The organism is Streptomyces sp. CNX435 (genome assembly GCF_059570575.1).
The window spans coordinates 26,311-53,168 of record NZ_JCANTA010000028.1 but is presented as its reverse complement, the minus strand read 5'-3'; the positions used below and the strand labels follow the sequence as shown (position 1 = coordinate 53,168).

Sequence of the window (26,858 nt, the reverse complement as noted above, 5' to 3'; positions counted from 1 at the left end):
GGACGAGGAACGTGATGAGCGAGACCGGCATCCCCCCGGAGCAGGCCCCGGACGGCGCGGCCCACGGCGACGAGCACGGGGAGCTGGGCGACGCCGAATACGCCGAGTTCATGGAGCTGGCCGCCGAGGAGGGCTTCGACCTCGACGACGTCGAGGGCGACCTCGCGCGGGCCGGGCACGGCCCGCTGCCGGTGGTGGCCGTCGTCGGGCGGCCGAACGTCGGCAAGTCGACCCTGGTGAACCGCATCATCGGCCGCCGCGAGGCGGTCGTGGAGGACCGGCCGGGCGTCACCCGCGACCGCGTGTCCTACGAGGCGGAGTGGGCCGGCCGCCGCTTCAAGGTGGTCGACACCGGCGGCTGGGAGCAGGACGTGCTCGGCATCCACGCCTCCGTCGCCGCGCAGGCCGAGTTCGCGGTGGAGGCCGCGGACGCCGTGGTCTTCGTGGTGGACACGCAGACGGGCGCCACGGACACCGACGAGGCCGTCGTGAAGATGCTGCGCCGGGCCGGCAAGCCGGTGGTGCTCTGCGCCAACAAGGTCGACGGGCAGGCGGGCGAGGCGGAGGCGGCGTACCTCTGGTCGCTCGGCCTCGGCGAGCCCCACCCGGTCTCCGCGCTGCACGGCCGCGGCACGGGCGACATGCTCGACGCGGTGCTCGACGCGCTGCCGGACGCGCCGGCGCAGTCGTTCGGCGGCGGGCTCGGCGGTCCGCGCCGGGTGGCGCTCATCGGGCGGCCCAATGTCGGCAAGTCGTCCCTGCTCAACAAGGTCGCCAGGGAGGACCGCGTCGTCGTGGACGACGTCGCGGGCACCACCCGCGACCCGGTGGACGAGCTGATCCAACTGGGCGGGAAGACGTGGCGCTTCGTCGACACCGCCGGCATCAGGCGCCGCGTCCATCTCCAGGAGGGCGCCGACTACTACGCCTCGCTGCGCACGGCCGCCGCGCTGGAGAAGGCGGAGGTCGCGGTCGTCCTGGTGGACGCCGGCGAGACGCTGGCCGTGCAGGACACCCGGATCATCTCCATGGCCGTCGACGCCGGCCGGGCGCTGGTCATCGCGTACAACAAGTGGGACCTGCTCGACGAGGAGCGCCGCTTCTACCTGGAGCGGGAGATCGAGCGCGATCTCGTCCAGGTGCAGTGGGCGCCGCGGGTCAACGTCTCGGCCCGTACCGGACGGCACATGGAGAAGCTGGTGCCGGCGATTCAGACGGCGCTGGCGGGCTGGGAGACGCGGGTGCCGACCGGCAGGCTCAACGCCTTCCTGGGCGAGCTGGTCGCCGGCCAGCCGCACCCGGTGCGCGGCGGCAAGCAGCCGCGGATCCTCTTCGGCACCCAGGCGGGCACCCGGCCGCCGCGGTTCGTGCTCTTCGCCTCCGGGTTCATCGAGGCGAACTACCGGCGGTTCATCGAGCGGCGGCTGCGCGAGGAGTTCGGCTTCGAGGGCAGCCCGATCCGGATCTCGGTACGGGTGCGGGAGAAGCGGGGCCGCAAGAAGTAGCGGCCCCGGTTCCGGGTGCTGCCGGCGGGTTCGCGCGTGCGTAGCCGTGCGTGCGTGGCGTACGCGGCCCGGGAGGCGGGGCGGCGTGGCTACTCCTCGGCCGCGCGGTGGCGGTGCAACTGCAGGTGTGGCGTGGGCGGCAGGGATGGCCGCGCGGAGTTCATGATCGCGTCGAAGCGCAGCTGCTCCTCGCCGGAGCGGTCCCCGGGCAGCGCCCGGAAGAGCCGGCGGTACTCGGCGAACAGGGCGTCGTAGATCGGCGTCCCCGAGATGCGGGCCGCGTGGGGCTCGTGGGCAGGGCGCATGCCGGGAATCGCGTGGTATCGGTGCACACTTGTGCAACGAAGGCGTGGCGTGGAGGGATGCGGGTGCGCGTTGCTCCGATCAGGTACCGGTGAGGGGCATCGTCGCGCCGACGAGCAGCCCGCGCCCGGCGGCCTGCGCCAGCGCCTCGCCGAGCAGGTCCTCGCGCGGCTGCCGCCCGATCGCGCCGGCGGGCGCCGCGTACACCAGCACCTCCTGCTCCTTCGCGGCGGCGGCCCGCCAGCCGTCCGAGACGTTCAGCGGCTGGTGGGCCTGCCACCAGGCCGTCGGCGGCTGACCGGCGGTGCCGGGCTGCATCACGGCGTGCAGCTGGCCGGCGACGAGCAGCACGGACCAACCGGTGACCGGGGCCGGGGGCCTGACCATGTCCATCACGGGCAGGTAGCCGCTCTCGATGAGCAGCGGCAGGAAGTCGTCGCCGGGGCCCTCGGAGCCGGGCCGGACGACGGGGGCCGTGGGCTCGACGACGAGCGCGGGGCGGGCGTCTTCGCCGCACATCACCAGCCCGCAGGTGACGCCGAGCACCGCCTGCGCCTCGCCGGGGTCGTTCGCGGGGGCGGCGGGCTCGACAGGGGCGACAGGGGCGGCGAGGGCGTCGGGGGCGGCGGAGGCGTCGAGGGCGGCCGGGGGTGAGACGGCGGCGGGGGACGCGCTGGCGCCGGCCGGTACGGGGACCGGCGCCGGGGGCGCGGCGGCGAACGGGGGCGCGGGGGAGTGCGCGACGGCGGGCGCGGGAGTCTGCACGTGCGCCTGGACGGGGGCCTGCTCCGGCGCCTGCTTCGGGCCGTCGTCCGCGGTGATCGAGCGTACGGCGCCCTGCAGTTGGTCCTCGGAGACCGGAACGACCTGGGACGGGATGCAGGCGGCGTGGGCGAAGGCGAGCACCGCGGTCTCCTCGCCCACGAAGAGCACGGTGCTCGTCTGCTCCTGCGCGGAGTCGCCGGGGACGCGGCAGGAGGTGCAGTCGTACGCGCCGGGGGCGGACTCCCCGGCGACGAGCCGGTCGGCTTCCTCGTCGCCGATCTCGGCGCGTACGGCGTCGCTCACTTCGAGCATGCGGGGCACGAGTCGCTCCTCGATGTCGTGGTGCGTGTTCATCTGGGCACAACGGGCGACCTGTGTGCGGAGTCACGCCCGCGGCGGCGATTGCCGGAACGGTGCGTACGGACGGTAGGGAGCTGGTCGGAAATTCTCACTGTGGGTCAACTGATGTGCGAATCACGGCGGTTGGTGCCGTGAGGCGAGCCACAGCGCGACCGAAGATTTGCCAGACAAAGCCGGATTTGACCGGCTCGGCGCCATGTCCGGTATTGATCGATACCCGCGGTAACCGGCAACTGGCCTCGAATGACGGGGTCTTGGTTGATTACGCCCGACAAGGCTGCCTAGATTCGGCCGCCGCGTGCACCGAGCACCGACCGGGCAGGGGACCCGGGTCCACCGAGAGGAACGAATGCCTTTCCCGAAGGGCGACATACGCGCCACCCGCAGTGACCGTACGACCAGTGAGGCAGGCACCACCATCAGCACCATCAGGACACGCAGCACACGCAGCACACGCGGCACACGCAGGAACGCCGCCGTCGTCACCGGAGCCGCCGCGCTCCTCGCCCCCCTCGCGCTCCTCGCCTCCGCCGCGCCGGCGGGCGCCGCGGACAGCGGAGTGTGGGACCGTATCGCCCAGTGCGAGAGCGGCGGCGACTGGTCCATCAGCACCGGCAACGGCTACTACGGCGGGCTGCAGTTCGCCGCGTCCACCTGGGAGGCGTACGGCGGCACCGCCTACGCCGCCACCGCGGACGGGGCGAGCCGGGAGCAGCAGATCGCGGTCGCCACGAAGGTGCAGGCCGCGCAGGGCTGGAACGCCTGGCCGCACTGCTCCGTCGAGGCCGGCGCGTCCGGCGGCGCGCCGGCGGTGGCGCAGCCCGGGCAGGAGGAGCCCGCCGAACCGCGCACGGAGCCGCGCACGGAGCCGCGGGCGGACCGCGGCGAGGGCCAGCGGCAGCCGCTGATGCGCGGCGACGGCAACTACACCGTCAAGGCCGGCGACACGCTCAGCCGCATCGCCGACGCGCACGGCACGCCCTGGCGCGAGGTCTACGAGGCCAACCGCGACGTCATCGGCGGCGACCCGGACGTCATCCTGCCGGGCCAGCGCCTGCACGTCTGACGCGACGGCCCCGGTCCGCCGATCCGCTCAGCGGGCCGCCGGGCGCCAATGGGGGCACCCCCGCCAGTCAGGGCGTAGCCGGTGGGGGAGGGGGTACCCCCGCCAGTAAGGGCGTAGCCGGTGGGGGAGGGGGTACCCCCTCCAGTCAGGGCGTAGCCGGTGGGGGAGGCGCCCCCACCTCGGCGGGCTCGCCGCTGAACACCACGTTGCCGCGACGGAGTTCGTACGCCACCGTCGCCGCGGCCGCAAGGCCGGGCGGCAGGCTCTGCTCCGCGACGACGACGGTGGCGGCGAGCCCGCCGAGCAGTTCGTACGTACGGGCCGCCACCGCGGCCGACATCCCCTGGCCCGGCTCGTCGAGCAGGACGAGCCGGGCGGGGGACAGCAGCGCGCGGGAGACCGCGAGCATCCGCTGCTCGCCGCCCGAGAGCGTGCCGGCGCGGTGCGCCAGCAGCCGCGCCAGCTCCGGATACGCCGTCAGCGCCGGGCCGGTGTCGCCGTCGCGGGCCGCGAGCCGCAGGTTCTCCGCGACCGTCAGCGAGCCGAACACCGCGCGCACCTCCGGCGTCAGCGAGAGCCCGCGCCGGGCCCGGGCGTACGCGGGCATCCGCGTGACGTCCTCGCCGCGCCACACCACGCGGCCCGCGGCCAGCGGCACGGTCCCGGCGAGGGCGCGCAGGGCGGTCGTCCGGCCGGAGCCGTTGCGGCCGAGCAGCACGGTGAGCCGGGCGGCGGGCACGGCGAGGTCGACGCCGTGCAGGGCCTCCAGCGGGCCGTAGCGGACGCGGGCGCGGTGCAGGGCGATCTCGACGCTCACGGGGCCTCCGCGGGGGCGGTGGTGCCGGTGCCGGTGCCGGTCGCCGCGAGCACGTGGCCGGCGGAGCCGGTGGCGAGGATGCGGCCGGCGGACATCGCGTAGACGGTGTCGGCGAGTTCGCCGACGAGTTCGAGGTCGTGCTCGACGACCAGCAGGGCCATGCCGTCGGCGGCGAGCGCGCGCAGGACGCGTACGAGCGCGGCGGTCTCGGCGAGGTCGAGGCCGGCGGCCGGCTCGTCCAGCAGCAGCACGCGCGGACCGCCGGCGAGCGCGCGGCCGAGCTCGACGCGGCGCAGGGTGCCGGTGGGCAGGTCGGCGGCGGGGGCGTGGCGCAGCGGCCCGTCGAGGCCGAGGAGCCGCAGCACGCGGTCGGTGGCCGCCGGGTCGCGGACGCGGCCCTGCTCGGCGCCGATGCCGACGTTCTCGGCGACGGTCAGGGAGGGGAAGACGGCGGGCTGCTGGAACGTCCGCGCCAACCCGAGCCGGGTGCGCGCATGCGCACCGCGCCGGGTCACGTCCCGTCCCCCGAGCACGACCCGCCCGGCCCGGGGCCGGAGGGTCCCGGCGAGACAGTGGAACAGGGTGGACTTGCCGGCCCCGTTGGGCCCGACGAGGGCGGTGACCTGCCCGGGGGCGACGCGGAGGTCGACGCCGGAGAGCACGGAGAAGTCGCCGTACGAAACCGCGACGCCGCTTGCGACCAGCACGGAGTCGCCTGCGGCGGGCCCGCGGGGCTGGCTCCCCCCGCCCCCGGCGGACGAACCGCCCGCCGCGGAGCCCCGGTTGCCGAGCGGGGCCGCGCCGGCCAGGCGGGGGCGCTCGTCGTCGGCGCCGGCGTCACCACGCGAGCGGTGCGGGGCTTCGCCGGCACCGGGTCCCGGTGTGTGCCGCGCGTCGATGCCCGGCACGCGCGTGGGTCCCGCGCTCGCCGGTCCGTGGGCGCCGGAGTCGGCGCCGTCGGGCGTGGGTCGCGGGGGTTCGCCTCCGCCGGTCTCGGTCGGGTTCCGTTCGTCGGCGCTTCGCGTCCGTGTTGGTTCCGCGCTCGGCGGCCTGCGGCCGTGCCCGCCGTCGGCGCCGGAATCGGCGCCGCCGCGGGCCCGGTGCGGGGCTTCGCCCGCACTGGGCCCCGGCATGTTCCGCTCGGCGATGCCGTCTGCGCTCCGTGCCGTTGACGCGGAGGCGGCCCCGGCGCCGCCGCCTGCCGCCCGTGGGGCTTCACCCGAGTCGGGCAGGGGCGTGTTTCGCCCGCCGACGCCCCGTACGTGCCCTGCCGCCCCCGCCGGAGGCGTTGTCGCACCCGTGGCCCGCGCCGGTGGCGTCGGAGGGCGGGCGTCCTCCGACGGGCTGGATCCGGCGTTCATGTCCCTGCCGGTCGTACGCGCCGGCGGCCCGGCATCGGCCGCCCCCGCCGGAGGCGGTGTCGCGCCCGCCGTCACTCTGGCCCGGACCCGCAACCCCAGCGGGGTCAGCCTCGGCGGTCGAAGCAGGCGGGACGCCGCCCGGTGGAGGGCCTCGTACAGGCCGCCCGGGAAGCGGCCCAGGAGGACCGCCAGGACGCCGATGACCGCCGCCGCCATTCCGCCGCGTGTGCCCGCGTCGAGGCCCACCAGCAGCGCCGACGCCAGCAGCGCGCCCAGCATGCTGTCCGCGCCCACCACGACCACCGCCGCGAACCACAGCAATCCCCGCACCGGGTCGAAGGCGTTGGGGTCGAACGCCCGCGCGCCCATGGCCAGCATGCCGCCGCCCATCGCCGCCAGCGCCGCGCCCGCCGCGAACGCGGCGACCTTCAGCGACGGCACCGGCACCCCCGCCGCCGCGGCGCCGGACTCGTGGTCCCGCATCGCCGCCAGCGCCCGCCCCGGGCGGCCCCGGCGCAGTGCCCACGCCGCCGCCACCGCGCCGGCGAGCAGCAGCAGTTCGAGTACGTAGAACGCCCGGTCCCCGGTGAAGCCCGAGGGCCGTCCCAGCGTCAGCCCCGACGTCGCGTACGGCTGCGCGAAGACGAAGCGGCTCACCGCCACTCCCACCGCCAGCGTCACCAGCGCCAGCGCCAGGCCCTGCCGCCGGATCGCCGGATACCCCGTGAGCAGCCCCAGCGGCGCCACCAGCAGCACCGCGACGCCCAGCGCCACCAGTTCCGGCAGTGCCGCCGGCAGGCCCGGGAACCGCCCGGCCGCCAGCAGCGCCGTGAACAGCGCCCCGAGCCCCGCGTACGCCGCCTGCCCCAGCGAGACCTGGCCGCCGCGACCCGTGACGACCACCAGCGACAGCAGCACCACCGCCAGCGCCGGCACCTGGATCGACGTGGTCAGGTCGGAGCCCGCGAAGCCCAGCGGCAGCAGGAACAGCACCCCGGCGACCAGCCACGGCCGCCCGTCGCCGGCCGCCGAGTCCAGCGTGTCGGCCGGCACCCGCAGAAAGCCGTCGCCGCCGCCGGACCAGACCCCGATCCGGGGCAGCGCCAGCGCCGCCACCAGCAGCAGCACCGCGAAGAGGTTCGCACCCAGCGCCTGCACCACCTGCTCGCCCCAGCCCCCCGGGTGCAGCCGGGTCAGCTGCGCCTGCCCCACGCCGACCGCGAGCGCCACCGCCACGACCGCCGGCAGGCTCCGCAGCCCGGCCGCGACCGCGACCCCGATCACGGCCATCACCAACAGCGGCAGCCCGTACGGATCCAGCCGGTACTCCGGCGCCAGCAGCACGCCCGTCACGCCCGCCGTGAACGTGCCGAACGCCCAGCCCGCGTCCGCGACCCGGTCCGCGTCGATGCCGCTGAGCGCGGCGAGCCGGCGGTTGTCGACGACCGCGCGCAGCTCGCGTCCGAACCGGGTCCACCGGGTGACCGCCGCGACCGCGGCGGCCAGCGCCACCGCCGTGCCGAGCTGCACCCACGGGTCGGACGGCAGCAGTTCGGGCGCGTCCGTGCGCGCGCCCGTACCCCAGACGAGCCCCGCCGCGCCCATCAGCAGCACGAACATCCCGAGCGAGGCCACCAGTGCCTGCGCGCCGCCCGCCCCCGCCCCGCTCGACTGCAGTACGGACAGCGGCCGGAAGACGAACCGGCCCATCAGCAGCCCGATGCCGGGGGCCACGACGAGCAGGCTGACGGCCGCCGCCGCCCACAGCGGCCAGTTCCAGCCGACGGCGAGCTGGCGCATGACGTACGCGGTGAACATCGCGACCGCGCCGTGCGCGAGGTTGAGCACACCGGTGGCCCGGTACGTCACGACGACGCCGATGCCGGAGAGCGCGGCGGCGCTGCCCACCGCGAGCCCGGCCAGCGTCAGTTCGTATGTGAGCGACACCTCACGCCTCCGCCGCCGGGCCCGGCTCGCAGACCGGGCACGGCGTCAGCGCCCGCCCTCCGCCGGCGGCTCCGGCGGGGTCCGCGACCGGCACGGCGCCGGTCTTGCCGCCGATGAGGGGGCACCCCGGACGGTGGTAGAGCGTCCCGCCGGGCACCGCGCGGTACGGGGCGTCCCCGCCGGCCTCCGCCGCCGGCCCGGGGTCCGGCGCCGAACCGGCCGGGCCACCCGGCCCGTCCGCGTCCGCCGCGACCAGCAGCCCGTACAACTCCTCTACCCGCGCCGCCGCAAGACCCTGGTCGCCGCGCGACAGCAGCACCGCCCCGGCGACGATCAGCGCCGCCCCCGGGATCGTGCACGACGCCAGGTACGGGATCTGCCGCTCGGCGAACCGCTCGCCCGACACGCCGTACCAGCCGACGGCGCACAGCACGGCCCCGGCGGCGAGCGCGGCCCAGCCGCCCCACTGCAGGGCCATGGCCTTCAGCGAGTGCCCGCGCGCCGGGCCGATTTGCCGCATTCTGCCCCCTGTGCATGTCAGCCGCTTGGGATGCACTATGCCGTGTGTGGTTGTACTACGCAGTAGACCGGCGCAGTAGACCGGCGCAGTAGACCGCACGGATCGGCGGGACACTTGACGCATGACGACGTTCAGGGGTGAGGACGGATGACCCGAGGAGCACGCACGCGGAGCGCCGCGTGGCTGGCCGCGGCGGTACTGCTCACGGGGCTGGGCGCGGCCGGCTGCGGGGACGACGGCGGCGGGGCGGACACGCCGGACAAGGCGCCGAGCGCGCCGGCGGCGGAGAGCAGCGCCGCCGCGGAGCCGGGCGGGGACGCGGACGGCGGCGCCGGCGGCGCCGAACCGGCCGACCCGGCCGCGGCGGAGAAGGAGATCGAGGAGAACTGGACGACGTTCTTCTCGCCGGACTCCGACGCCGACGCGAAGCTGGCGGTGCTGGAGGACGGCGAGGCGATGCGGCCGCTGATGGTCGCCTTCTCCGACGACAAGCGCTGGAAGCAGGTCGGCGCCGAGGTCACGGCGGTGGAGTTCGACTCCGCCGAGGAGGCGAAGGTGACGTACGACATCGCGCTGAAGGGCCAGACGGTCGTGCCCGGCGCGACGGGTGTCTCGGTGCTGCAGGACGGCACCTGGAAGGTGTCGAAGAAGGCGATCTGCACCCTCGTGGAGATGAGCGGGTCGCCGGGCCCCGGGTGCTGAGATGAACCGGTCGGGGGGTGCTGCGCTGGCGGCGGCGGTGCTGGTGCTGCTGACCGCCGCCTGCGGCAGCCGGGTGCCCGAGAGCGAGTTCGCCGAGCGGCGCGCCTTGCCCGAGGGCGCCCCGCCCGGCGGCGCCGCGCCCTCGGGCGCGGCGAGCGGTGAGCCGGTCAGGGTCGGCGTCATCGCCAGCCAGACGAGCCCGGTGGGCGACGCGTTCAGCGGGCCGCAGGACGGCGCGCAGGCGTACTTCGAGGCGCTGAACGCGCGCGGAGGTGTCAACGGCCGCCCCGTCGAGGTCGTCACCTGCGACGACGGCGGCAGCGGGCTGGGCAACAGCGACTGCGTGCGCGAACTGGTGCTGAAGGAGAAGGTGTTCGCGCTCGTCGCCACCACCTCGCTGAACTACGCCGGCGCCCCGCAGGTCAGCGACGCCGGGGTGCCGGACATCGGCGGCCAGCCGATCGGGGCCGCGTACGAGACGTACCCGCACCTCTACGGCATCTACGGCAGCCGCGCCCCGCGCACCGGCGGCAAGGCGGGCTGGGGCGGCGACCTGTACGGCGGCACCGAGGTCTACCGCTACTTCAAGCGGGAGCACGGCGCCCGCACCGCCGCCGTCGTCTCGTACAACCAGGCGGCCTCGGCCTCGTACGCGCGCAGCGTCACCGGCGGGCTGGAGGCCGAGGGCTACGACGTCGTCACCGAGCAGGTCGACTTCGCGCTGCCCAACTTCGACGCGGTCGCCGCGGACCTGCGCGCCCGCGACGTCGACCTCGTCTTCGACGCCGTCGACACGGGCGGCAACGCCAAGCTGTGCCAGGCGCTGGACGAGGCCGGCGTGGAGCTGACCGCGAAGGTCACCAACGTGCAGAACTGGAACTCCACGGTCCCGGAGGACTTCGCCGACGCCGAGCGCTGCCGCAACTCCCTCTGGGTCACCGGCTCCAGCCGCAACTACGAGGACGCCGGCCACCCGGCGGTCAAGGCGTTCCGGGAGGGCATGGACCGCTACGCCGACACCGACACCCGCTCGCAGTGGCAGCTGGAGGGCTGGGCGGCGGCGATGTGGTTCGCGGACGCCGCGAAGTCCTGCGGTGCGGAGCTGACGCGGGAGTGCGTGGAGGACTTCATGGCGCGCACCGAGCCATACGACGCGGACGGGCTGCTGCTGCCCGCCCGCTTCGAGCAGCTCCCCGAGCCGCCGGAGACCCGGCCCACGTGCGTGTCGGCGGCCCGCTGGCAGGACGAGGCGAACGACGGGGCCGGCGGCTGGGTCAGCCAGGGCGAGATGACGGAGAACTGCTTCACGGTGCCGCAGCTGCCCTATCGGCCGTGAGGGGAGAGCGCCGACGCGGGCTGAGGCCGGGCCGCTCGGCGGCCCCGCGCCCCGCGCCTCACTCGGCCAGCGGGTCGACCACGTCCCGCCGGGCGCCCGGGCCCAGCTGCTCGTGCCGCACGACGTACGGGTGGTGCAGGTCGAAGGCCGGCGACTCGGAGCGGATCCGCGGCAGGGTGGCGAAGTTGTGCCGCGGCGGCGGGCAGGAGGTGGCCCACTCCAGGGAGCGGCCGAACCCCCACGGGTCGTCCACGTCGACCTTCCTGCCCTCCTTCGCCGTGAGCCAGAGGTTGTACAGGAACGGCAGCGTGGAGGCGCCGAGCAGGAAGGAGCCGATGGTGGAGATCGTGTTGAGCGTGGTGAAGCCGTCGGCGGCGAGGTAGTCCGCGTACCGCCGCGGCATGCCCGCGGCGCCCAGCCAGTGGTGGACGAGGAAAGTGAGGTGGAAGCCGACGAAGAGGGTCCAGAAGTGGATCCTCCCCAGCCGTTCGTCCAGCATCTTCCCGGTGAACTTCGGCCACCAGAAGTAGAAGCCGGCGAAGGTCGCGAACACCACCGTCCCGAAGACCACGTAGTGGAAGTGGCCGACGACGAAGTACGTGTCCGTGACGTGGAAGTCCAGCGGTGGCGAGGCGAGCAGCACGCCCGTCAGCCCGCCGAAGAGGAAGCTGACCAGGAACCCGATGGCCCACAGCATCGGCGTCTCGAACGACAGCGAGCCGTTGATCATCGTGCCGATCCAGTTGAAGAACTTCACTCCGGTGGGCACCGCGATCAGGAACGACATCAGCGAGAACCACGGCAGCAGCACCGCCCCGGTCGCGAACATGTGGTGTGCCCAGACGACGATCGACAGGAACGTGATCGCCACGGTGGCGCCGACCAGCATCACGTAGCCGAAGATCGGCTTGCGGGAGAAGACCGGGATGATCTCGCTGATGATGCCGAAGAACGGCAGCGCGACGATGTAGACCTCCGGATGGCCGAAGAACCAGAACAGGTGCTGCCACAGCAGCGCCCCGCCCACGTTCCCGTCGAAGACGACCGAGCCGAAGCGCCGGTCCGACTCCAGCACCAGCAGCGACGCCGCCAGCACCGGGAACGCCTGCAGGATGAGGATCGAGGTGAACAGGGTGTTCCAGGTGAAGATCGGCATCCGGAACATCGTCATGCCGGGCGCGCGCATCCCGATGATCGTGGTGAGGAAGTTGACCGCGCCCAGGATGGTGCCGAAGCCGGCCAGCGCCAGCCCCATGATCCACAGGTCCGCGCCGATCCCGGGGGAGTGGACGTCGCCGTTCAGCGGCGCGTACGCGAACCAGCCGAAGTCCGCGGGCCCGCTCGGCGTGAGGTAGCTGCTCAGCACGATCAGCCCGCCGAAGAGGAACAGCCAGTACGACAGCATGTTCAGCCGTGGGAAGGCCACGTCGGGCGCACCGATCTGCAGCGGCATGATCTCGTTGGCGAACCCGGCGAAGGTCGGCGTCGCGAAGAGCAGCAGCATGATCGTGCCGTGGATCGTGAACGACTGGTTGAACTGCTCGGGGCTGATCAGCTGCATCCCAGGCCGGGCCAGCTCCGCCCGCATCAGCAGCGCGAGCACGCCGGCGAAGAGGAAGAAGGCGAACGAGGTGATGAGGTAGAGATGTCCGATCTTCTTGTGGTCCGTGGTCGTCAGCCAGTCCGCGATCACCGAGCCGTGCCGCCGGATGCGCGGGGGAGCGGGTGCCGGTGCCGCCTCTGTCGTCCCCATCGCCTCTGCACCTTCCGCTCGTCGGTCGTGTGTGACGACGCCCTCGTCCACGGCACGACGGTGCCACCGGTGTACGGATCAGGCGCGCTACGCGCGTTCGCCCGGTGTGTCGCGGGGGGCCGCCCGGGCTATTTATGCGGAGCTGACAACGGGTGCCGCACGGGGGAAATTCGGTGAATTCCAGGCCGACCGACGGGTAAACGGAAGGTGTGTTTAGGGCCGCTGGAAGTAATTCCCGATAGCCCGTCAGGAGGTGCCTCTCGGACGCCCGTACGGGGCCTGTTCCGGGCCGGTCGACGGCGGCCGGGCGCTGTGACAGAAGTGTGACCCGCGGTGAACAGGGCCGGGACATCCCCGTGGGCCCGGACCTACCGCGGCCGTGACCAGGGGCATAGCGTGGGCCCCATGGCGACTCCACCGAACCTGCCGATCCCGTCCTCGAACCCCGACGACGACCCCGAGCGCTATGTCGGCCTGGCCGCCGCCGACGCCGAGGAGCGGGCCAGGGGCCGCGGCTGGAGCACGGTCCGCTCGCTGCCCCCGGGGGCCATCATCACCATGGAGTTCATGGGCGGACGGCTGAACTTCACCGTCCAAGACGGCCGGGTCACGCGCTGCTGGGTCGGATAGTACGGGCCCCGGGTAGGGCCGGGTGGTACGAGTGACGGGCCGGGGCCCGGCGTCCGCTCAGCCGCCCGCGCGGGCCTGCGGGCGCCCGCCGGGGCGGTCCGACTGCGGTGGCCGGCGGTGCCCGGCCGGGGTGACCGGGGGGCGCTCGTGCCGCGTCGTGGTGTGCGGGCGCGGGGCCAGGTGCGGCCAGGTGTCCGGGCGCGCGGCCGAGCCCGTACCGGAGCTGACTTGGGCCATCTCCCGGGCGGACTGCGTACCGGCGCCGGTCGGCCGCTGCGAGACGATCGAGACGCGGGTGGCCAGCGGGGACAGCGAGGCCGGTGCGGGCCGGCCGGGGACCGGGTGGCCGCGCAGCCGGTCACGCAGGAGCAGCAGCCACGCCTCGGCGCGGGCCACGCCGGGCTCGAACCAGGGCAGGGCGAGCAGCACGAGCAGGCCGGCGACCCAGCCGAGCAGCACGTCGCTGAGCCAGTGCGTACCGAGGTAGACCGTCGTGCCGCCGACGCCCAGCGCCACCATCGCGCAGACCACGGAGGCGGTCCTGCGGGCCCGCGGGGTCGTCGCCAGATAGGCCACGACACCCCAGGTCACGACGGCGTTCGCGGTGTGCCCCGAAGGGAATATATCGCCGCCGGCCCACATCTCGTTCGAGCCGATCTCGGTGGCGTAGTGCGGGCCGAGCCGGCCCATGCCGATCTTCGCCGCCCCGACCGTGGCGTTCAGCAGGAGCAGCGAGCCGGCCAGCATGAACAGCGGGCGCAGGGTGTGCTGCCGCCAGGAGCGCCAGGCCAGCCAGGCCAGCACGGCGACGGCGGTGGGGGCGCGCTGCCCGAGCACCACGAAGTAGTCCAGGAAGGCGTGGTACTCCGGCCACTGCTTGTACGGCCGGAAGAGCATCAGCTGCCAGTCGAGGTGCACCAGCCACGACGTGGTCACCACGGCCACGACGATCGCCGCGTAGACGGCCAGCGACGACCAGAAGAGCCACAGCCGGGTCCTGGTCATACGCGGCCGCCAGCCGCGGTGTGTGGTCGGGCGCTCCGCTACCTGCGGACGCCTCTCTTCGGTACGCACGGAATCGACGCTACATGGCCGCGTGCCGGGGATTGACCAAACGGACGGATCTGTAATGCCTATGTGATGTGGACTGCGTCGCCAACGGCACTTACCCCACCGCCTTTTCAGGACTCATGTCTTCCGCTTTCTGGGAATATTCGAGTGCGGCCAATCGGTCAATTGTTTTTCGCGCTCCTCCGTTTATCGGAGATTCGCCGTGCCGTCGCGGGCCGTTCGCCTGGCGGTCGAGCCGGCGCCGCGAGGGTGTGACGGGCGTCACATCTGATGCGCAAAGCCCGCAACATGTCACTTCCCGACCCGGGAGCGGGCAATCATGGCACGTCAGACGACCTGTTCGGACACACGGGGGCCAAGCTCCGCCGCAACCGGTAGCGCCGCCGCCGCAACCGACTGTGCCGCCGCCCGCCGCCGGAGGACTCGCGTACGCTGTCGACTCGCGCGAGTCCGGGAGGTGCGTAGATGTCAGGAACGGCCACGGCCACGACCCCGCCGCGGAACGTTCCAGGCGCGTACGAGGCCGGCGCGGGACGCTGGACCGTCCTGGCCGTCCTCTGCTCCAGCCTGCTGCTCGTCGCCCTCGACGCGACCGTGCTGCACGTCGCCGTCCCGGCGCTGACCGAGGACCTCCGGCCCAGCGCCGTCGACCTGCTGTGGATCGTCGACGCCTACCCCCTCGTCGCCGCCTCCCTGCTCATCCTCTTCGGCACCCTCGGCGACCGCGTGGGCCGCCGCCGCGTGCTGCTGCTCGGCTACGCGATCTTCGGCGTGGCCTCCGCGCTCGCCGCCGCGGCGAGCGACCCGCACGTGCTGATCGCCGCCCGCGCGCTGCTCGGCGTCGGCGGCGCCATGATCATGCCGGCCACGCTGTCGATCCTGCGCCAGGTCTTCCCCGACCGCCGCGAGCGCGCCGCGGCCATCGGGCTGTGGAGCGCCACCGCCGCCGTCGGCGCGGCCATCGGCCCGCTCCTCGGCGGCTTCCTACTGGAGCACTTCTGGTGGGGCTCCGTCTTCCTGATCAACATCCCGCTGATGGTCGTCGCCGTGCCCGTGGGCCGCTGGCTGCTGCCGGAGTCCACCGCGGAGCGGGCCGGCCCCTGGGACGTCCTCGGCGCGCTGATCGCGGCCGTCGGGCTCTTCGGCGTCGTCCTCGCCCTGAAGCAGGCCGGCACCGGCGACGGCCCGCTGCACCCGTCCGTCGTCGCGCCGTTCGCCGTCGGGTGCGCCCTGCTCGTGCTCTTCGTACGCAGGCAGCGCCGCCGCGTCCACCCGCTCGTCGACTACACCGTCATCTCCTGCCGGTCCTTCGGCACCGCCGTCGGCTGCATCGTGCTCGCGCTGCTCGCCCTCGTGGGGCTGCAGCTCGTCGCCGTGCAGTACATGCAGCTCGTCCTCGGCCTCAGCCCGCTGGAGACCGGGCTGCGGCTCATCCCGCTGACCGTCGCCGCCGTGGCCGCGGGGCTCGCGGGCTCCCGCATGGTCGCCCGGCTCGGCCCGCGCGCCATGGTCGCGCTCGGCTTCCTGCTCACCGCCGTCGCCGTCGCCGGGCTGATCAGCCTGGGCGAGGAGGACCGGCCGCTGGTGCTGTGCGCGGGCTTCGTGCTGCTGGGGTACGGGCTGGAGACGACGATCTTCGGCGCGTACGAGTCGATGCTCAGCGAGGCCCCGGCGGAGCAGGCCGGCGGGGTCGCGGCGATCGGCGAGACCTCGTACCAGCTCGGCGCCGGCATCGGCATAGCGCTGCTCGGCAGCGTCATGAACGCCGTCTACCGCCCCGCGCTCGGCACCGTGCCCGGCGTGCCGGTGAGCGCGAGCGACGCCGCGGGCAACTCGCTCGGCGAGGCCTACGAGACCGCCGGCGAGCTGGGCGGCGCGGCGGGCGCCACGCTGCGGGCCGCCGCGCGGGACGCGTTCGTCCACGGCATGCACGTGACGCTGGCGGTCAGCGCCGGGCTGCTGCTGCTCGGCGCGGTCACGGCGCTGCGGCTGCCCCGGTCGATGGAGTGCGGGGCGCCGGAGCACCCCGGCGCGGCGTACGACGACCGGTGGGACGTACGGCGTGTGCAAGAGGTCACGCCGCGCGCGGGCAGGCTGGACGGCGCCGATTACGCGCACGTAGCGTCGGGCCGTGACCCCGATGGCCGGCCCGAGGACGACAGCCATGCCCGCAAGCACTACGCCGCCCTTCAACCCCGCCGACCCGCTGGGAGTTGACGACCTCCTCGGCCCCGAGGACCTCGCCGTCCGCGACACCGTGCGCGGCTGGGCGGCCGACCGCGTGCTGCCGCACGTCGCCGAGTGGTACGAGCGCGGCGAGCTGCCCGGCGTGCGCGAACTCGCCCGCGAACTGGGCGCGATGGGGGCGCTGGGCATGTCGCTGAGCGGCGACGGCTGCGCCGGCGCCTCCGCCGTGCAGTACGGGCTGGCCTGCCTGGAGCTGGAGGCCGCCGACTCCGGCATCCGCTCGCTGGTCTCCGTGCAGGGCTCGCTCGCGATGTACGCGATCTGGCGGTTCGGCTCCGAGGAGCAGAAGCGGCAATGGCTGCCGCCGATGGCGGCCGGCGAGGTCATCGGCTGCTTCGGCCTCACCGAGCCGGACCACGGCTCCGACCCGGCCGGGATGCGTACGTACGCCAAGCGGGACGGCTCGGACTGGGTGCTGACCGGCCGCAAGATGTGGATCACCAACGGCTCGGTGGCCGGCGTCGCCGTCGTGTGGGCCCGTACCGACGACGGCATCCGCGGCTTCGTCGTCCCGGCCGACGCACCCGGCTTCGCCGCGCCCGAGATCACCCACAAGTGGTCGCTGCGCGCCTCGGTCACCTCCGAGCTGGTCCTCGACGACGTGCGGCTGCCCGCCGACGCCGTGCTGCCGGCGGCCACCGGATTGCGCGGCCCGCTGAGCTGCCTGACCCACGCCCGCTACGGCATCGTCTGGGGCGCCATGGGCGCGGCCCGGTCGTCCTTCGAGGCGGCGCTGGAGTACGCCCGTACCCGCGAGCAGTTCGGCAAGCCCATCGGCGGCTTCCAGCTCACCCAGGCCAAGCTCGCCGACATGGCCGTCGAGCTGCACAAGGGCGTGCTGCTCGCGCACCACCTGGGCATCCGGATGGACGCCGGCACGCTGCGCCCCGAGCAGGTCAGCTTCGGCAAGCTCAACAACGTCCGCGAGGCCATCGAGATCTGCCGCACGGCCCGCACGATCCTGGGGGCGAACGGCATCTCGCTGGAGTACCCGGTGATGCGGCACGCCACGAACCTGGAGTCGGTGCTGACCTACGAGGGCACCGTGGAGATGCACCAACTGGTGCTGGGCAAGGCGCTGACGGGGCTGGACGCGTTCCGGGGCTGAGCCTTACGGCCCAGCCCCGGTCCCGGTCGCTGCCTGTGTCGTCGTCTCAGCTCTGGTTGAAGAACCCGCCCTGCGTGGGGCGCGGCACCTCGCCGGGCACGATCGCGTACTCCGCGGGGGTCAGCAGGAACACCCGCGTCGCCACCCGCTCGATGGAGCCGCGCAGTCCGAAGGTGAGACCCGCCGCGAAGTCGACGACGCGCTTGGCGTCGGCGGCCTCCAGCATCGTGAGGTTCACGATGACGGGAACGCCCTCGCGGAAGAGTTCGCCGATCCCGCGCGCGTCGCGGAACCCGTCCGGCGTCACGGTGGCGATACGGCGCCCCTTCTCCTGGGCGACCTGGGACGCCACGCGCACGCGCGGGTCCGTCGTCCAGGCGGCGTCTCCCTGGGTCTCTGCGCTGTCGTCTTCGTACCCGTCGTAGTAGCGCTCGTCTTCGTTGTCGTCGACGAGGCCGAGCCAGGCACTAGCCCTGCGTACCGATCCCATGACGCCTCCTCTCTCTCCCGCGGCGTGGGCTGTCCCCGGAGCGGTCCGGGGATGTCTGTCCGCTCACCTATGGTCATCCATGATGCGGATGATGTGCCAATCAGATAGAGGGCACGCGCCGGGTTCGTGACAGTACTGGCACAGAAACGGCTGTCGGTTCGTCAGAGTTCCCCCAGCGCGGCGGGACTGACGGGGTGACAGGAGATTTTTGCGGGGCCGGACGGGTGTTTCGGCCTCCGCTCGGGTGGTTCCCGCGCTGTTCGAGTGGTCGGAAGCCGGGCCGGGCCGGTCGGGCGGGGCCGGGGGGCGTGCTTGCGCAACCATGTGCCAGTGCCTACTTGTGCACACCTGTCATCGTCTGAATACTCTCAGCAGCGCTTGTCAGGGGCACGACGAAAATAATAGGGGCCTTATCCCCACGGAGGAGATCACCGATCCCCTCCGGGCGAGCCTTTCCATGTTTTCTCCGCCCCGTGGCTGCGCCTCACGGACCTGCCCGCCGGCGGGTCCCCGAGCACACTCGGAGGATTGAGTGAGGATCAAGCGCACACCCCCACTGAGCGGCACCAAGAAGCGACTGCCCCTCATCGCGGCGCTGACCGCCGCCCTCGCCGGCACCGCGCTCGCGGTACCGGCGTCGGGCGCCGCCCAGCAACCGGAGGGCTTCAGCGCCGCCACCCTGGCCAGAGCCGACGAGGCGGTGCTCGCCGCCGACGTCGGCGGCACCGCGTGGGGTGTCGACAAGAAGTCCGGGACCCTCGTCGTGAGCGTCGACGAGACCGTGACCCCGGCCGAAGTGGGCCGGATCATGCGGACCGCAGGCGCCGACGCCGACGCCCTGCAGATCGATCACATGAAGGGCAAGCTCCAGCGCTACATCAACGGCGGCCAGGCGATCTACGCCGACAGCTGGCGCTGCTCGCTCGGCTTCAACGTCCGCAGCGGCAGCACGTACTACTTCGTCACCGCCGGTCACTGCACCGACGGCGCGGGCACGTGGTACACCAACTCCGCCCGCACCACCACCATCGGCCCGACCGCAGGATCCAGCTTCCCGACAAACGACTACGGGCTGGTCCGCTACAGCAACACCTCGCTGGCCCACCCCGGCACCGTGAACCTCTACAACGGCAGCAGCCAGGACATCACCCGCGCCGCCAACGCGACCGTCGGCCAGTCCGTCCGGCGCAGCGGCTCCACCACCGGCGTCCACAGCGGCAGCGTCACGGGGCTGAACCAGACCGTGAACTACGGCGGCGGCGACGTCGTCTACGGCATGGTCCGCACCAACGTGTGCGCCGAGCCCGGCGACTCCGGCGGCCCGCTGTTCTCCGGTACGACGGCCCTCGGCCTGACCTCCGGCGGCAGCGGCGACTGCTCCGCCGGTGGTACGACGTTCTTCCAGCCGGTCGTGGAGGCGCTCAACGCCTACGGCGTGAGCGTCTACTGACCCCGACGCACGGGGCCTGACCGCCCCGGCCGCCGCCCCCGCCCGGACCCCCGCCGGGCGGGGGCGGTGCGGTTCCGGAGCCGGCCGGGCCCGATCCGGTACGGCCGCGGCCTCCCGGCCATATCTCGGACCCGGCGGCGGAGCTACCGTTGAGAGAGAACGGCTGACTCGCACGCGACGCAGGGGGCCGTGATGATCGAGGCACTGATCGCAGTGGTGGTGACCATCGTCTGCCTCGGGGCCATCTACGTGATGGCCGGGGCCCGGGTGGTCAAGCAGTACGAACGGGGGCTGGTCTTCCGGCTCGGCCGGCTCAGGCCCGAGATCCGCGCCCCCGGCTTCACGATGATCGTTCCGTTCGTCGACCGGCTGCGCAAGGTCAACATGCAGATCGTGACCCTGCCCATCCCGGCCCAGGAGGGCATCACCCGCGACAACGTGACGGTCCGTGTCGACGCCGTCGTGTACTTCAAGGTCGTCGCCCCGGCCGACGCCATCGTGCACGTCGAGGACTACCGCTTCGCGGTCTCCCAGATGGCCCAGACGTCGCTGCGGTCGATCATCGGCAAGAGCGAGCTGGACGACCTGCTCTCCAACCGGGAGAAGCTCAACCAGGGGCTGGAGCTGATGATCGACAGCCCCGCGGTGGAGTGGGGCGTCACCATCGACCGGGTCGAGATCAAGGACGTGTCGCTGCCCGAGACGATGAAGCGTTCCATGGCCCGGCAGGCGGAGGCGGCGCGCGACCGGCGGGCGCGGGTCATCAACGCCGACGCCGAGCTGCAGGCGTCCCGGAAGCTGGCGCAGGCGGCGCAGCAGATGTCCGACCACCCGGCGGCGCTGCAGCTGCGGCTGCTGCAGACGGTGGGTGCGGTCGCGGCGGAGAAGAACTCGACGCTGGTGCTGCCGTTCCCGGTGGAGCTGCTGCGGTTCCTGGAGCGGGCGCAACGGGACGTGATCGCCCAGCCGCCGGCGGCGGGCGGCCCGGCCGCGGGTGCGGCGGCGGAGGGCGCGGAGCCCGAGATGGACACCGGCGAGGACGAGGGGGTGCCGGCGCCCGTGGACCCGATCGACCCGCTGGGCGCGCTGGAGCCGGGGAACCCCCTCGGTCCGGTGGATTCGCTGGGCCGCCCGGAGGAGGTGGAGCCGGGCGACGCGGCGGCCGACGAGCTGGAGCCGCCGCGGCGGGACGGGGCGGACCGGGAGGGCTGACGGGCGGGGTCGCGGTCCGTGCCGGCCCGGGAGCGGGCGCGTGGAGCCGGACCTGCGGCAATGGGGGTAGTGGGGGAGGCCGTCGCGGACGGTGGTGAGTGCGCACCGGAGGATGGCGCGTCGGGTACCGGAGCCGGGCCCCGTGGGGGGCCTCGCGAGTCAGCCGCCGAAGGCCGCGAGCGCGTCCTCCGCGGAGTTGCGCGCCCACACGTACTCGTCCGCCCACGCCGCCGCGTCCGCGAAGCCGGACTCCGCCGCGATGCGGGCGCAGGCCGCCCCGTAGTCGTACGGCGTCCGGCGCAGCGCCGCGCCGCCCGGGCCGAGTAGCGCCCAGTGCGCGCCGGGGCGTCCGTACGGCATGCCGACGCTGCCCGGGTTGACCACCAGCCGGCCGTGCGTCAGCCGGGCGAACGCCATGTGCGTGTGCCCGAGCACCACGGTCTCCACCTCCGGGCCGAGACCGCCCAGCACCTCCGCCCAGCGCCCGGCCACCGCGTCGACCAGCACCGTCTCGTCGTCGGCCCGCGGGGTGGCGTGGCAGAAGTACACCTGCCCGAGACCGCCGACCGGCAGCGTGGCGCTCGCCGGCAGTGCCGCCAGCAGCTCGACCTGCTCCGCGCGCAGCTGCTCCGCCGCCCAGGGCCCGATCGGGTCGGGGCTGCCGGCGCGGGCGCCGCGGCGGTACTCCACCAGCTCCCGGTCGGCGTTGCCGCCGACCCAGACGGCACGCTCGCCGAGCGCGGTCAGCGCGTCGAGGGTGCGGTCGGGGAGCGGGCCGGCGGCGAGGTCGCCGGTCAGCACGACGGCGTCGGCGGCGCGCACGTCGGGCTCGGCGAGCACGGCTTCGAGGGCCGGCAGCACGCCGTGGATGTCGGAGAGTACGGCGACGGTCCCGGGCATGCGACCAGGGTGCCGGGCGGCGGCGCGGGACGCACGGAGGTTCGCTGAGAGCAGGGCGGGCGTCCCGGCGCGGGCGGCGTCAGCGGCCCGGCTCGACGCGGGCCTCCTGCCAGGCGCGGGCCAGGATCTCGTCCGCCGTCTCCGCCGGCGTCTGGTCGGAGGTGTCCAGCCACAGCCCGAGCCGCGGGGTCTCGTTGTGCAGCACGTCGTCCAGCTCCCGTACGCTCCACGCCGGCCCGTACGCCGTCTTCGCCCGCGCCGCCTCGCGCGCCGCCACCGCCTCCGGCCGCGGCGCCAGCACGACGACGAGCAGCGGGTCGGTACGGAACAGGGCCGCGGTCCGCGCCAGCTCGCCGCCCAGCACCACGTCCTGGGCCACCACCGTGAACCCCGCCGCCGCGTACGCGTCGGCCGTGTGCGCCATCAGCCCGTACCGCAGTCGCAGCTGCCGCAGCGCCTCCGGCGACCCCGCCGGCGTCATCTCGGCGCGCCCGCCCACGACCATGCGGCGGAAGACGTCGCCGCGCACGTGCGCCGATCGCGGCAGCCGTTCGGCGATCAACTGGGCGACGGTGGACTTGCCGGCGGCCTGGACACCGGTCAGCAGCAGCACGGCCGGGGTGTCGGGGAAAATGAGCGGCTCCTCGGAATGCGGCCGGGACGGTCGGCGTTGCAGGTGGCGTTACCGTCGCGAGTATCCGTATCACAGCAGGGAGAGGGCCATGGCCGCTGCCGCAAGTGAAACGCCCAGGGTGGACTTCTACTTCGACCCGGTCTGTCCGTTCGCGTGGATCACCTCACGCTGGATCCTCGAAGTGGAGCAGCAGCGGGACATCGACCTCCGTTTCCGGGTGATGAGCCTGTCCGTGCTCAACGAGGGCCGCGACCTGTCGGAGCGGTACCGTGCGCTGATGGACCGGGCCTGGGGCCCGGTGCGGGTGTGCGTCGCCGCCGCGCAGCAGCACGGCGAGGGCGTCCTGCGCGACCTGTACACCGCGCTCGGCACCCGCATCCACAACGAGGGCGAAGACGACTACGAGACGGTCATCAAGGCGGCCCTGGCCGACGTGGGCCTGCCGGTCGAGCTGGCCGCCGCGGCGGCCACCGACGAGTACGACAAGGCGCTGCGCACGAGCCACCACGAGGGCATGGACCCGGTCGGCGAAGAGGTCGGCACCCCGACCATCCACATCGACGGCGTGGCGTTCTTCGGACCGGTGATGACGGCGATCCCGCGGGGCGAGGAGGCGCTGCGGATCTTCGACGGGGCGCTGGCGATGGCGACGTACCCGAAGTTCTTCGAGCTGAAGCGGACGCGCACGGGCGAGCTGAGCTTCGACTGAACGAGAGGTGCGGGTAAGGACCGGGCGTAATGGCGCCCGGTCCTCACCCTGCTGCCGACGTACCGGCCCCCGTCGCCGGCCGGCGGCGCCTTGTGAAGAGCCAGGCCGCCGCCGCCACCGACAGCGGCCACAGCAGGTACGGGCCGGAGGCCACCAGCAGCGCCGCGACCGCGACCAGCGCCGGCACCGCCGCCTTCCGCCCCGCGCTGCCGCGCGGCAGCAGCCGGAACGCGGCGGCCACACCCGCTCGCGAAATACACCGTCGTGAACGAGCCCGTCGTCAGCAGCACCAGCGGCTTCGTGCCGGTGTCCGTCAGCGTCACCGAGGCCAGCGCCGCGAACGACAGCGCCGAGATCACCGCCAGGCTGCGCCGCGGCACCTCCCCGGCCTCGCTGCCCCGCGCCAGCCGCGCCGGCAGCGCGCCGTCGCGGCCGAGGGCGGCGCCCAGCTTGGCGGCGCCGGCGTAGTACACGTTCATGACGCCGAGGGTGAGGAGCAGCGCGGCGCAGGCCGCCGTCCCCTGCGAGGTTTTCGGCCTCGACCGCAGCGACCTCGTCGACCCCTGGTACGAGCTGCGCCTGTGCGCCGCCCAGCCCGGGCCGCTCACCACCGCCCCCGGGCTGCTGCTGCAAAGCCCGTACGGCCTCGGCGACCTGGCCGAGGCCGACACCGTGCTGATCCCCGGCCTCGCCCGCGGCCACCAGCTCGACCCGCCGCCGGACCTCGTCGCCGCCGTGCGGAAGGCGTACGAGGCGGGCAAGCGGATCGTCGCCCTGTGCGCGGGCGCGTACGTACCGGCGGCGGCCGGCGTGCGGCAATGGGGGTACCCCCGCCAGTAAGGGCGTAGCCGGTGGGGGAGGCCGCCGCGCGACGACGCACTGGATGAACGCCACCGACTTCGCCCACCGCTTCCCCCGCGTCCGCGTCGAACCCGACGCCCTCTACCGCGAGGACGGCCCCGTCTTCACCTCCGCCGGCACCGGCGCCGCCGTCGACCTCTGCCTCCACCTCGTCCGCCGCGACCACGGCTCGGCGGTCGCCAACGAGGTCGCCCGGCGCATGGTCGTACCCCCGCACCGCGAGGGCGGCCAGGCCCAGTACGCCAAGCTCCCGGCCCAGCCGCCCCGGCCGGCCGTCCCCGACCACGGGCTCGCACCCGTGCTCGACTGGGCCCGCGCCCGGCTCCACGAGCCGCTGACCGTGGCCCGGCTGGCCCGCGCCGCGCACCTCGCCGAGCGCACCTTCGCCCGCCGCTTCCGCGACACCCTCGGCGTCACGCCGCTGCAGTGGCTGCTGCAGGAGCGCGTCCGGCTGGCGCAGGAGCTGCTGGAAACCACGGACGTGCCGGTGGAGGCGGTGGCGCGGCGCGCGGGGCTGGGGAGCGCGGCGAACCTGCGGCACCAGTTCGCCCGCCAGACGGGCGTCTCGCCGCGGACCTACCGGCACGTGTTCCGCGAGCGGGCGCGCTGAGGCGGGCGGTGCCGGGTCCGGGTCCGGGTCCGTCCCTGCGCCGCCCGCCAGGCCGCTCGTCAGGCCGCCCGGGTCACCGCCAGGTGCGTACGGCGGTGGCGCGGCGACTCCGCCTCGTCCAGCAGGGCGACCGCGAAGTCCGGGTACGAGATGCGCTCCCCGAGGTCGCCGTGGGGGTGGACACGGTAGCCGCGGTCCGAGCGGCCGGCGTCGTGGTCGAAGTCGCCGGCCGGGCTGACGTAGAGCCAGTCCAGCTCCGGCGGCGCCGAGCGCAGGACGTCCAGGCCCGCCGCGTGCGCCGCGCAGAAGGGGCGGAACTCCGCCGGGAACGCCGGGTCGTCGAGGATCCGACGGCCGGTCGCGTCCGGCAGCAGCGACGCCAGCCCGACCAGCACCAGCCGCGGCACGTCCGCCCGCGCAAGACCGGCCACCAGCGCCTTCGCCGAGCCGCGGAAGAAGGCGTCCGGGTCCGTGCCCTCCCCGTACACCGCCGCCGCGGCGATCGCCGCCGTGCAGCCGGCGGCCGTCTCCGCCACCGCCTCCACGTCCGCCGCGTCCCCGGCGACCAGCCGTATGCCGGCACCCGCGACCGCCGCGTGCTTCGCCGGGTCGCGCACCACGGCGACCACCTCGTGCCCGCGCCGCCGCGCCTCCGCCACTGCCTGGCGGCCGGCCCTGCCGCCCGCCCCGTACACCACGATCCTGCCCATTCCGCGTACCTTCCGCTCGGTCGTCTTCGTCCGCGCACGCTAACCGGACCTGCGGTTTCCTCCGGGATACCGGGATCGCCGCCTACGCTGGCGGGATGAGCGAGCCGCTGCGCCCCGACATGTTCGACGAGCTGTGCCCGTCGTCGATGCTGCCGTTCCGCTTCGGCGACAAGTGGGCCGGCCTGATCCTCAGGTGCCTTCAGGACGGGCCGCGCCGCTACTCCGAACTCCGCGTCCCGCTGCGGCGGGTGACGCCCAAGGTGATGACCCGCTCGCTGCGGACCCTGGAGCGCGACGGGCTGGTGTCGCGCACGGCGTACGAGGGGGTGCCGCAGCGGGTGGAATACGGGCTGACGCCGCTGGGGCGGAGCATGCTGGAGCCGCTGAACGCGGCGTGCGCGTGGGCGGCGGAGCACTGGGACGAACTGCTCGACGCCCGGGAGGCGTACGAGCGGCGGGCGGGGGCCGCAGAAGCCGCGGAGTCCGCGGGGGCCGCGGGAGGCTGAGCCGGCGGGACGTCAGCTCTCGTACGTCCCCGGCGCGCCGCCGCCCAGCGGGAAGCGCAGCCACTCCCGCCACCGCCTCCCGTCGTACGCCACCAGGTCCACCGCCCCCACCCGCGCCGTGACCGGCAGCCGGGGCGCGAGGTCCGCCTCGATCGCCGCGTGCACCGCCTCGCCGCCGCTGTTGGCGACGGTCAGGTGCGGGTCGAGGTCGCCGAAGACGCCGCCGTACGGCAATGGGGGTACCCCCATTGCCGTACGACGGGATCCACGTCCGGCATCGCCACGCTGAGCGCGGTCGTGCCGGGTGCGGTGGGCCAGCCCTGCGCCGCCGGTTCGGGTGCGGGCTCGGGGTGCGGGGGCGGCATGCGGAGGATCGTACGGTGCCGGGGCCCCGGCACCGGCCGCGGGCCCGGCACCGGGGCGGCGGCGAAACCGCTGTTCCGCGTCTTCGCGTACGGCGTACCGTAGCGATCATGACTACGGACCCCGATCTGCACCGGCGGCGCGCCTCCTCCTTCGGCAGCCAGGCCGCGGCCTACGCCGAATACCGCCCCGACTACCCCGTGGCCGCGGTCCGATGGACCCTGGAGCCGGTCGCGGACCGCGACGACCCGCACGTGCTCGACCTCGCCGCCGGCACCGGCAAGCTGACCGCCGCGCTGGTCGCCGAGGGCGTGCGGACCACGGCCGTCGAGCCGGACGCGGCGATGCGGGACGAGCTGCGGCGGGCGCTGCCGGACGTGCCGGCGCACGAGGGCACGGCGGAACGGATCCCGCTGCCGGCCGGGTCCGTGGACGCGGTGCTGGTGGGGCAGGCGTTCCACTGGTTCGACCCGGAGCGGGCGCTGCCGGAGATCGCCCGGGTGCTGCGGCCCGGCGGGGTGGTCGCGGGGCTGTGGAACCAGGGCGACCACGAGGTGGACTGGATCATCGGGCTGGACGAGGTCACGCGCGGCGAAGCCTGCTTCGCCGACCTGTCGGACGAGGTGCGGCTGCCGCCGCACGGGGAGTACGAGCCGGTGGAGCGGCAGCGGTTCCCCAACAGGACGCGGTACACGCGCGATTCGCTGACGGCGATGGTCGCCACGCACTCGCGTCTGCTGCTGCTGCCGGACGACGAGCGGGCGCAGTTGCTCGCGCGGGTCCGGGGGTACCTGGCGGCGCGGCCGGAGACGCAGCGTGCGGAGTTCGAGGTGCCGCTGGTCACGGTCGCCGACCGGGCGGTGCTGCGGGGCTGAGCGGAGGTGCGGGGCCGGGCCGTACCCGTCATACCTGGGAGCTACCC

26 protein-coding genes and 1 pseudogene are annotated in these 26,858 nt (G+C 74.2%); 14 read left to right on the top strand and 13 right to left on the bottom strand.

Going from position 1 to position 26,858, the window contains the following annotated elements; translation table 11 throughout:
• The first annotated feature begins 14 nt into the window (after nt 1-14).
• Nucleotides 15-1,505, top strand: coding sequence for a ribosome biogenesis GTPase Der (gene der, locus T328_RS31550; protein WP_496499650.1), 1,491 nt, complete (start codon nt 15-17; stop codon nt 1,503-1,505).
• An 89-nt stretch (nt 1,506-1,594) separates the two neighbouring features.
• Here the strand turns inward: der and T328_RS31545 are convergent, their stop codons facing one another.
• Nucleotides 1,595-1,810, bottom strand: a complete 216-nt coding sequence (locus T328_RS31545; RefSeq protein ID WP_496499649.1) for a hypothetical protein — start codon at nt 1,808-1,810, stop codon at nt 1,595-1,597.
• Between the two features lie 79 nt (nt 1,811-1,889).
• The gene (locus T328_RS31540; RefSeq protein WP_496499677.1) at nt 1,890-2,885 is read right to left on the bottom strand and encodes a DUF8842 C-terminal domain-containing protein; all 996 of its coding nucleotides are present in this window, start codon (nt 2,883-2,885) and stop codon (nt 1,890-1,892) included.
• A 397-nt stretch (nt 2,886-3,282) separates the two neighbouring features.
• Here T328_RS31540 and T328_RS31535 point away from each other — a divergent pair, with 397 nt between their 5' ends.
• The gene (locus tag T328_RS31535; protein WP_496499648.1) at nt 3,283-3,999 is read left to right on the top strand and encodes a LysM peptidoglycan-binding domain-containing protein; all 717 of its coding nucleotides are present in this window, start codon (nt 3,283-3,285) and stop codon (nt 3,997-3,999) included.
• 145 nt (nt 4,000-4,144) lie between these two features.
• Here the strand turns inward: T328_RS31535 and T328_RS31530 are convergent, their stop codons facing one another.
• From T328_RS31530 to T328_RS31520, 3 genes are read right to left on the bottom strand one after another with little or no spacing between them, the layout of a single operon-like run.
• On the bottom strand, nt 4,145-4,816 hold the full coding sequence (locus T328_RS31530) for an ATP-binding cassette domain-containing protein (protein ID WP_496499647.1): 672 nt from the start codon (nt 4,814-4,816) through the stop codon (nt 4,145-4,147).
• Nucleotides 4,813-8,124 carry a branched-chain amino acid ABC transporter permease/ATP-binding protein gene (locus T328_RS31525; protein WP_496499646.1) on the bottom strand — a complete coding sequence of 1,104 codons (3,312 nt, stop codon included), beginning with the start codon at nt 8,122-8,124 and terminating at the stop codon, nt 4,813-4,815. The genes T328_RS31530 and T328_RS31525 overlap by 4 nt, the downstream gene beginning before the upstream one ends.
• A gap of 1 nt (nt 8,125) precedes the next feature.
• Nucleotides 8,126-8,602 (bottom strand): hypothetical protein, encoded by a 477-nt coding sequence (locus tag T328_RS31520; protein WP_496499676.1) that lies wholly within the window; start codon nt 8,600-8,602, stop codon nt 8,126-8,128.
• Between the two features lie 189 nt (nt 8,603-8,791).
• On the opposite strand from T328_RS31520, the gene T328_RS31515 reads away from it, so the two are divergent.
• A complete protein-coding gene (locus T328_RS31515; RefSeq protein WP_496499645.1) occupies nt 8,792-9,346 on the top strand; it encodes an MTB12 C-terminal domain-containing protein in 555 nt (184 codons plus the stop codon).
• 1 nt (nt 9,347) lies between these two features.
• Nucleotides 9,348-10,682: an ABC transporter substrate-binding protein gene (locus T328_RS31510; protein WP_496499644.1), complete on the top strand. Its 1,335-nt coding sequence runs from the start codon at nt 9,348-9,350 to the stop codon at nt 10,680-10,682.
• A 58-nt stretch (nt 10,683-10,740) separates the two neighbouring features.
• On the opposite strand, the gene ctaD is transcribed toward T328_RS31510, so the two are convergent.
• A complete protein-coding gene (ctaD, locus tag T328_RS31505; protein ID WP_496499643.1) occupies nt 10,741-12,435 on the bottom strand; it encodes an aa3-type cytochrome oxidase subunit I in 1,695 nt (564 codons plus the stop codon).
• A gap of 405 nt (nt 12,436-12,840) precedes the next feature.
• Here ctaD and T328_RS31500 point away from each other — a divergent pair, with 405 nt between their 5' ends.
• Nucleotides 12,841-13,065, top strand: coding sequence for an I78 family peptidase inhibitor (locus T328_RS31500; RefSeq protein ID WP_496499642.1), 225 nt, complete (start codon nt 12,841-12,843; stop codon nt 13,063-13,065).
• Nucleotides 13,066-13,122: 57 nt separating this feature from the next.
• Here the strand turns inward: T328_RS31500 and T328_RS31495 are convergent, their stop codons facing one another.
• Nucleotides 13,123-14,070: a phosphatase PAP2 family protein gene (locus T328_RS31495; RefSeq protein ID WP_496499641.1), complete on the bottom strand. Its 948-nt coding sequence runs from the start codon at nt 14,068-14,070 to the stop codon at nt 13,123-13,125.
• A gap of 531 nt (nt 14,071-14,601) precedes the next feature.
• Between T328_RS31495 and T328_RS31490 the strand changes: the two genes are divergently transcribed.
• On the top strand, nt 14,602-16,353 hold the full coding sequence (locus T328_RS31490) for an MFS transporter (RefSeq protein WP_496499640.1): 1,752 nt from the start codon (nt 14,602-14,604) through the stop codon (nt 16,351-16,353).
• Nucleotides 16,301-17,491, top strand: a complete 1,191-nt coding sequence (locus T328_RS31485; RefSeq protein ID WP_496499639.1) for an acyl-CoA dehydrogenase family protein — start codon at nt 16,301-16,303, stop codon at nt 17,489-17,491. Before T328_RS31490 ends, T328_RS31485 begins: the two co-directional genes overlap by 53 nt.
• A gap of 46 nt (nt 17,492-17,537) precedes the next feature.
• Here T328_RS31485 and T328_RS31480 read toward each other — a convergent pair whose 3' ends face one another.
• Nucleotides 17,538-17,981: a cell division protein SepF gene (locus T328_RS31480; protein ID WP_496499638.1), complete on the bottom strand. Its 444-nt coding sequence runs from the start codon at nt 17,979-17,981 to the stop codon at nt 17,538-17,540.
• Between the two features lie 532 nt (nt 17,982-18,513).
• Between T328_RS31480 and T328_RS31475 the strand changes: the two genes are divergently transcribed.
• Nucleotides 18,514-19,431: a S1 family peptidase gene (locus tag T328_RS31475; RefSeq protein WP_496499637.1), complete on the top strand. Its 918-nt coding sequence runs from the start codon at nt 18,514-18,516 to the stop codon at nt 19,429-19,431.
• A gap of 192 nt (nt 19,432-19,623) precedes the next feature.
• Nucleotides 19,624-20,643 (top strand): slipin family protein, encoded by a 1,020-nt coding sequence (locus T328_RS31470; RefSeq protein ID WP_496499636.1) that lies wholly within the window; start codon nt 19,624-19,626, stop codon nt 20,641-20,643.
• Between the two features lie 159 nt (nt 20,644-20,802).
• Here T328_RS31470 and T328_RS31465 read toward each other — a convergent pair whose 3' ends face one another.
• Nucleotides 20,803-21,543, bottom strand: coding sequence for a metallophosphoesterase family protein (locus tag T328_RS31465; protein WP_496499635.1), 741 nt, complete (start codon nt 21,541-21,543; stop codon nt 20,803-20,805).
• Between the two features lie 79 nt (nt 21,544-21,622).
• Nucleotides 21,623-22,156 (bottom strand): AAA family ATPase, encoded by a 534-nt coding sequence (locus T328_RS31460; protein ID WP_496499634.1) that lies wholly within the window; start codon nt 22,154-22,156, stop codon nt 21,623-21,625.
• 109 nt (nt 22,157-22,265) lie between these two features.
• On the opposite strand from T328_RS31460, the gene T328_RS31455 reads away from it, so the two are divergent.
• A complete protein-coding gene (locus tag T328_RS31455) occupies nt 22,266-22,886 on the top strand; it encodes a mycothiol-dependent nitroreductase Rv2466c family protein (RefSeq protein ID WP_496499633.1) in 621 nt (206 codons plus the stop codon).
• A gap of 43 nt (nt 22,887-22,929) precedes the next feature.
• Here the strand turns inward: T328_RS31455 and T328_RS31450 are convergent, their stop codons facing one another.
• The gene (locus T328_RS31450; RefSeq protein WP_496499632.1) at nt 22,930-23,127 is read right to left on the bottom strand and encodes a hypothetical protein; all 198 of its coding nucleotides are present in this window, start codon (nt 23,125-23,127) and stop codon (nt 22,930-22,932) included.
• Nucleotides 23,128-23,150: 23 nt separating this feature from the next.
• Here T328_RS31450 and T328_RS31445 point away from each other — a divergent pair, with 23 nt between their 5' ends.
• Nucleotides 23,151-23,354, top strand: a complete 204-nt coding sequence (locus T328_RS31445; RefSeq protein ID WP_496499631.1) for a hypothetical protein — start codon at nt 23,151-23,153, stop codon at nt 23,352-23,354.
• A 9-nt stretch (nt 23,355-23,363) separates the two neighbouring features.
• Nucleotides 23,364-24,357: pseudogene (locus T328_RS31440) on the top strand (GlxA family transcriptional regulator).
• Nucleotides 24,358-24,416: 59 nt separating this feature from the next.
• Here T328_RS31440 and T328_RS31435 read toward each other — a convergent pair.
• On the bottom strand, nt 24,417-25,067 hold the full coding sequence (locus tag T328_RS31435; protein WP_496499630.1) for an NAD(P)-dependent oxidoreductase: 651 nt from the start codon (nt 25,065-25,067) through the stop codon (nt 24,417-24,419).
• Nucleotides 25,068-25,162: 95 nt separating this feature from the next.
• On the opposite strand from T328_RS31435, the gene T328_RS31430 reads away from it, so the two are divergent.
• Nucleotides 25,163-25,573 carry a winged helix-turn-helix transcriptional regulator gene (locus tag T328_RS31430; RefSeq protein WP_496499629.1) on the top strand — a complete coding sequence of 137 codons (411 nt, stop codon included), beginning with the start codon at nt 25,163-25,165 and terminating at the stop codon, nt 25,571-25,573.
• Nucleotides 25,574-25,585: 12 nt separating this feature from the next.
• On the opposite strand, the gene T328_RS31425 is transcribed toward T328_RS31430, so the two are convergent.
• On the bottom strand, nt 25,586-25,822 hold the full coding sequence (locus tag T328_RS31425) for a hypothetical protein (RefSeq protein WP_496499628.1): 237 nt from the start codon (nt 25,820-25,822) through the stop codon (nt 25,586-25,588).
• 224 nt (nt 25,823-26,046) lie between these two features.
• Here T328_RS31425 and T328_RS31420 point away from each other — a divergent pair, with 224 nt between their 5' ends.
• Entirely contained in the window at nt 26,047-26,811 is a 765-nt protein-coding gene (locus T328_RS31420; protein WP_496499627.1) for a class I SAM-dependent methyltransferase, read from the top strand.
• The last annotated feature ends 47 nt before the right edge of the window (nt 26,812-26,858 follow it).

Coding starts and splice junctions, on each gene's coding strand:
- der (WP_496499650.1), top strand. CDS start 15: ATGAGCGAGACCGGCATCCCCCCGGAGCAGGCCCCGGACGGCGCGGCC.
- T328_RS31545 (WP_496499649.1), bottom strand. CDS start 1,810: ATGCGCCCTGCCCACGAGCCCCACGCGGCCCGCATCTCGGGGACGCCG.
- T328_RS31540 (WP_496499677.1), bottom strand. CDS start 2,885: ATGCTCGAAGTGAGCGACGCCGTACGCGCCGAGATCGGCGACGAGGAA.
- T328_RS31535 (WP_496499648.1), top strand. CDS start 3,283: ATGCCTTTCCCGAAGGGCGACATACGCGCCACCCGCAGTGACCGTACG.
- T328_RS31520 (WP_496499676.1), bottom strand. CDS start 8,602: ATGGCCCTGCAGTGGGGCGGCTGGGCCGCGCTCGCCGCCGGGGCCGTG.
- T328_RS31515 (WP_496499645.1), top strand. CDS start 8,792: ATGACCCGAGGAGCACGCACGCGGAGCGCCGCGTGGCTGGCCGCGGCG.
- T328_RS31510 (WP_496499644.1), top strand. CDS start 9,348: ATGAACCGGTCGGGGGGTGCTGCGCTGGCGGCGGCGGTGCTGGTGCTG.
- ctaD (WP_496499643.1), bottom strand. CDS start 12,435: ATGGGGACGACAGAGGCGGCACCGGCACCCGCTCCCCCGCGCATCCGG.
- T328_RS31500 (WP_496499642.1), top strand. CDS start 12,841: ATGGCGACTCCACCGAACCTGCCGATCCCGTCCTCGAACCCCGACGAC.
- T328_RS31495 (WP_496499641.1), bottom strand. CDS start 14,070: ATGACCAGGACCCGGCTGTGGCTCTTCTGGTCGTCGCTGGCCGTCTAC.
- T328_RS31490 (WP_496499640.1), top strand. CDS start 14,602: ATGTCAGGAACGGCCACGGCCACGACCCCGCCGCGGAACGTTCCAGGC.
- T328_RS31485 (WP_496499639.1), top strand. CDS start 16,301: ATGCCCGCAAGCACTACGCCGCCCTTCAACCCCGCCGACCCGCTGGGA.
- T328_RS31480 (WP_496499638.1), bottom strand. CDS start 17,981: ATGGGATCGGTACGCAGGGCTAGTGCCTGGCTCGGCCTCGTCGACGAC.
- T328_RS31470 (WP_496499636.1), top strand. CDS start 19,624: ATGATCGAGGCACTGATCGCAGTGGTGGTGACCATCGTCTGCCTCGGG.
- T328_RS31465 (WP_496499635.1), bottom strand. CDS start 21,543: ATGCCCGGGACCGTCGCCGTACTCTCCGACATCCACGGCGTGCTGCCG.
- T328_RS31455 (WP_496499633.1), top strand. CDS start 22,266: ATGGCCGCTGCCGCAAGTGAAACGCCCAGGGTGGACTTCTACTTCGAC.
- T328_RS31435 (WP_496499630.1), bottom strand. CDS start 25,067: ATGGGCAGGATCGTGGTGTACGGGGCGGGCGGCAGGGCCGGCCGCCAG.
- T328_RS31430 (WP_496499629.1), top strand. CDS start 25,163: ATGAGCGAGCCGCTGCGCCCCGACATGTTCGACGAGCTGTGCCCGTCG.
- T328_RS31425 (WP_496499628.1), bottom strand. CDS start 25,822: ATGGGGGTACCCCCATTGCCGTACGGCGGCGTCTTCGGCGACCTCGAC.
- T328_RS31420 (WP_496499627.1), top strand. CDS start 26,047: ATGACTACGGACCCCGATCTGCACCGGCGGCGCGCCTCCTCCTTCGGC.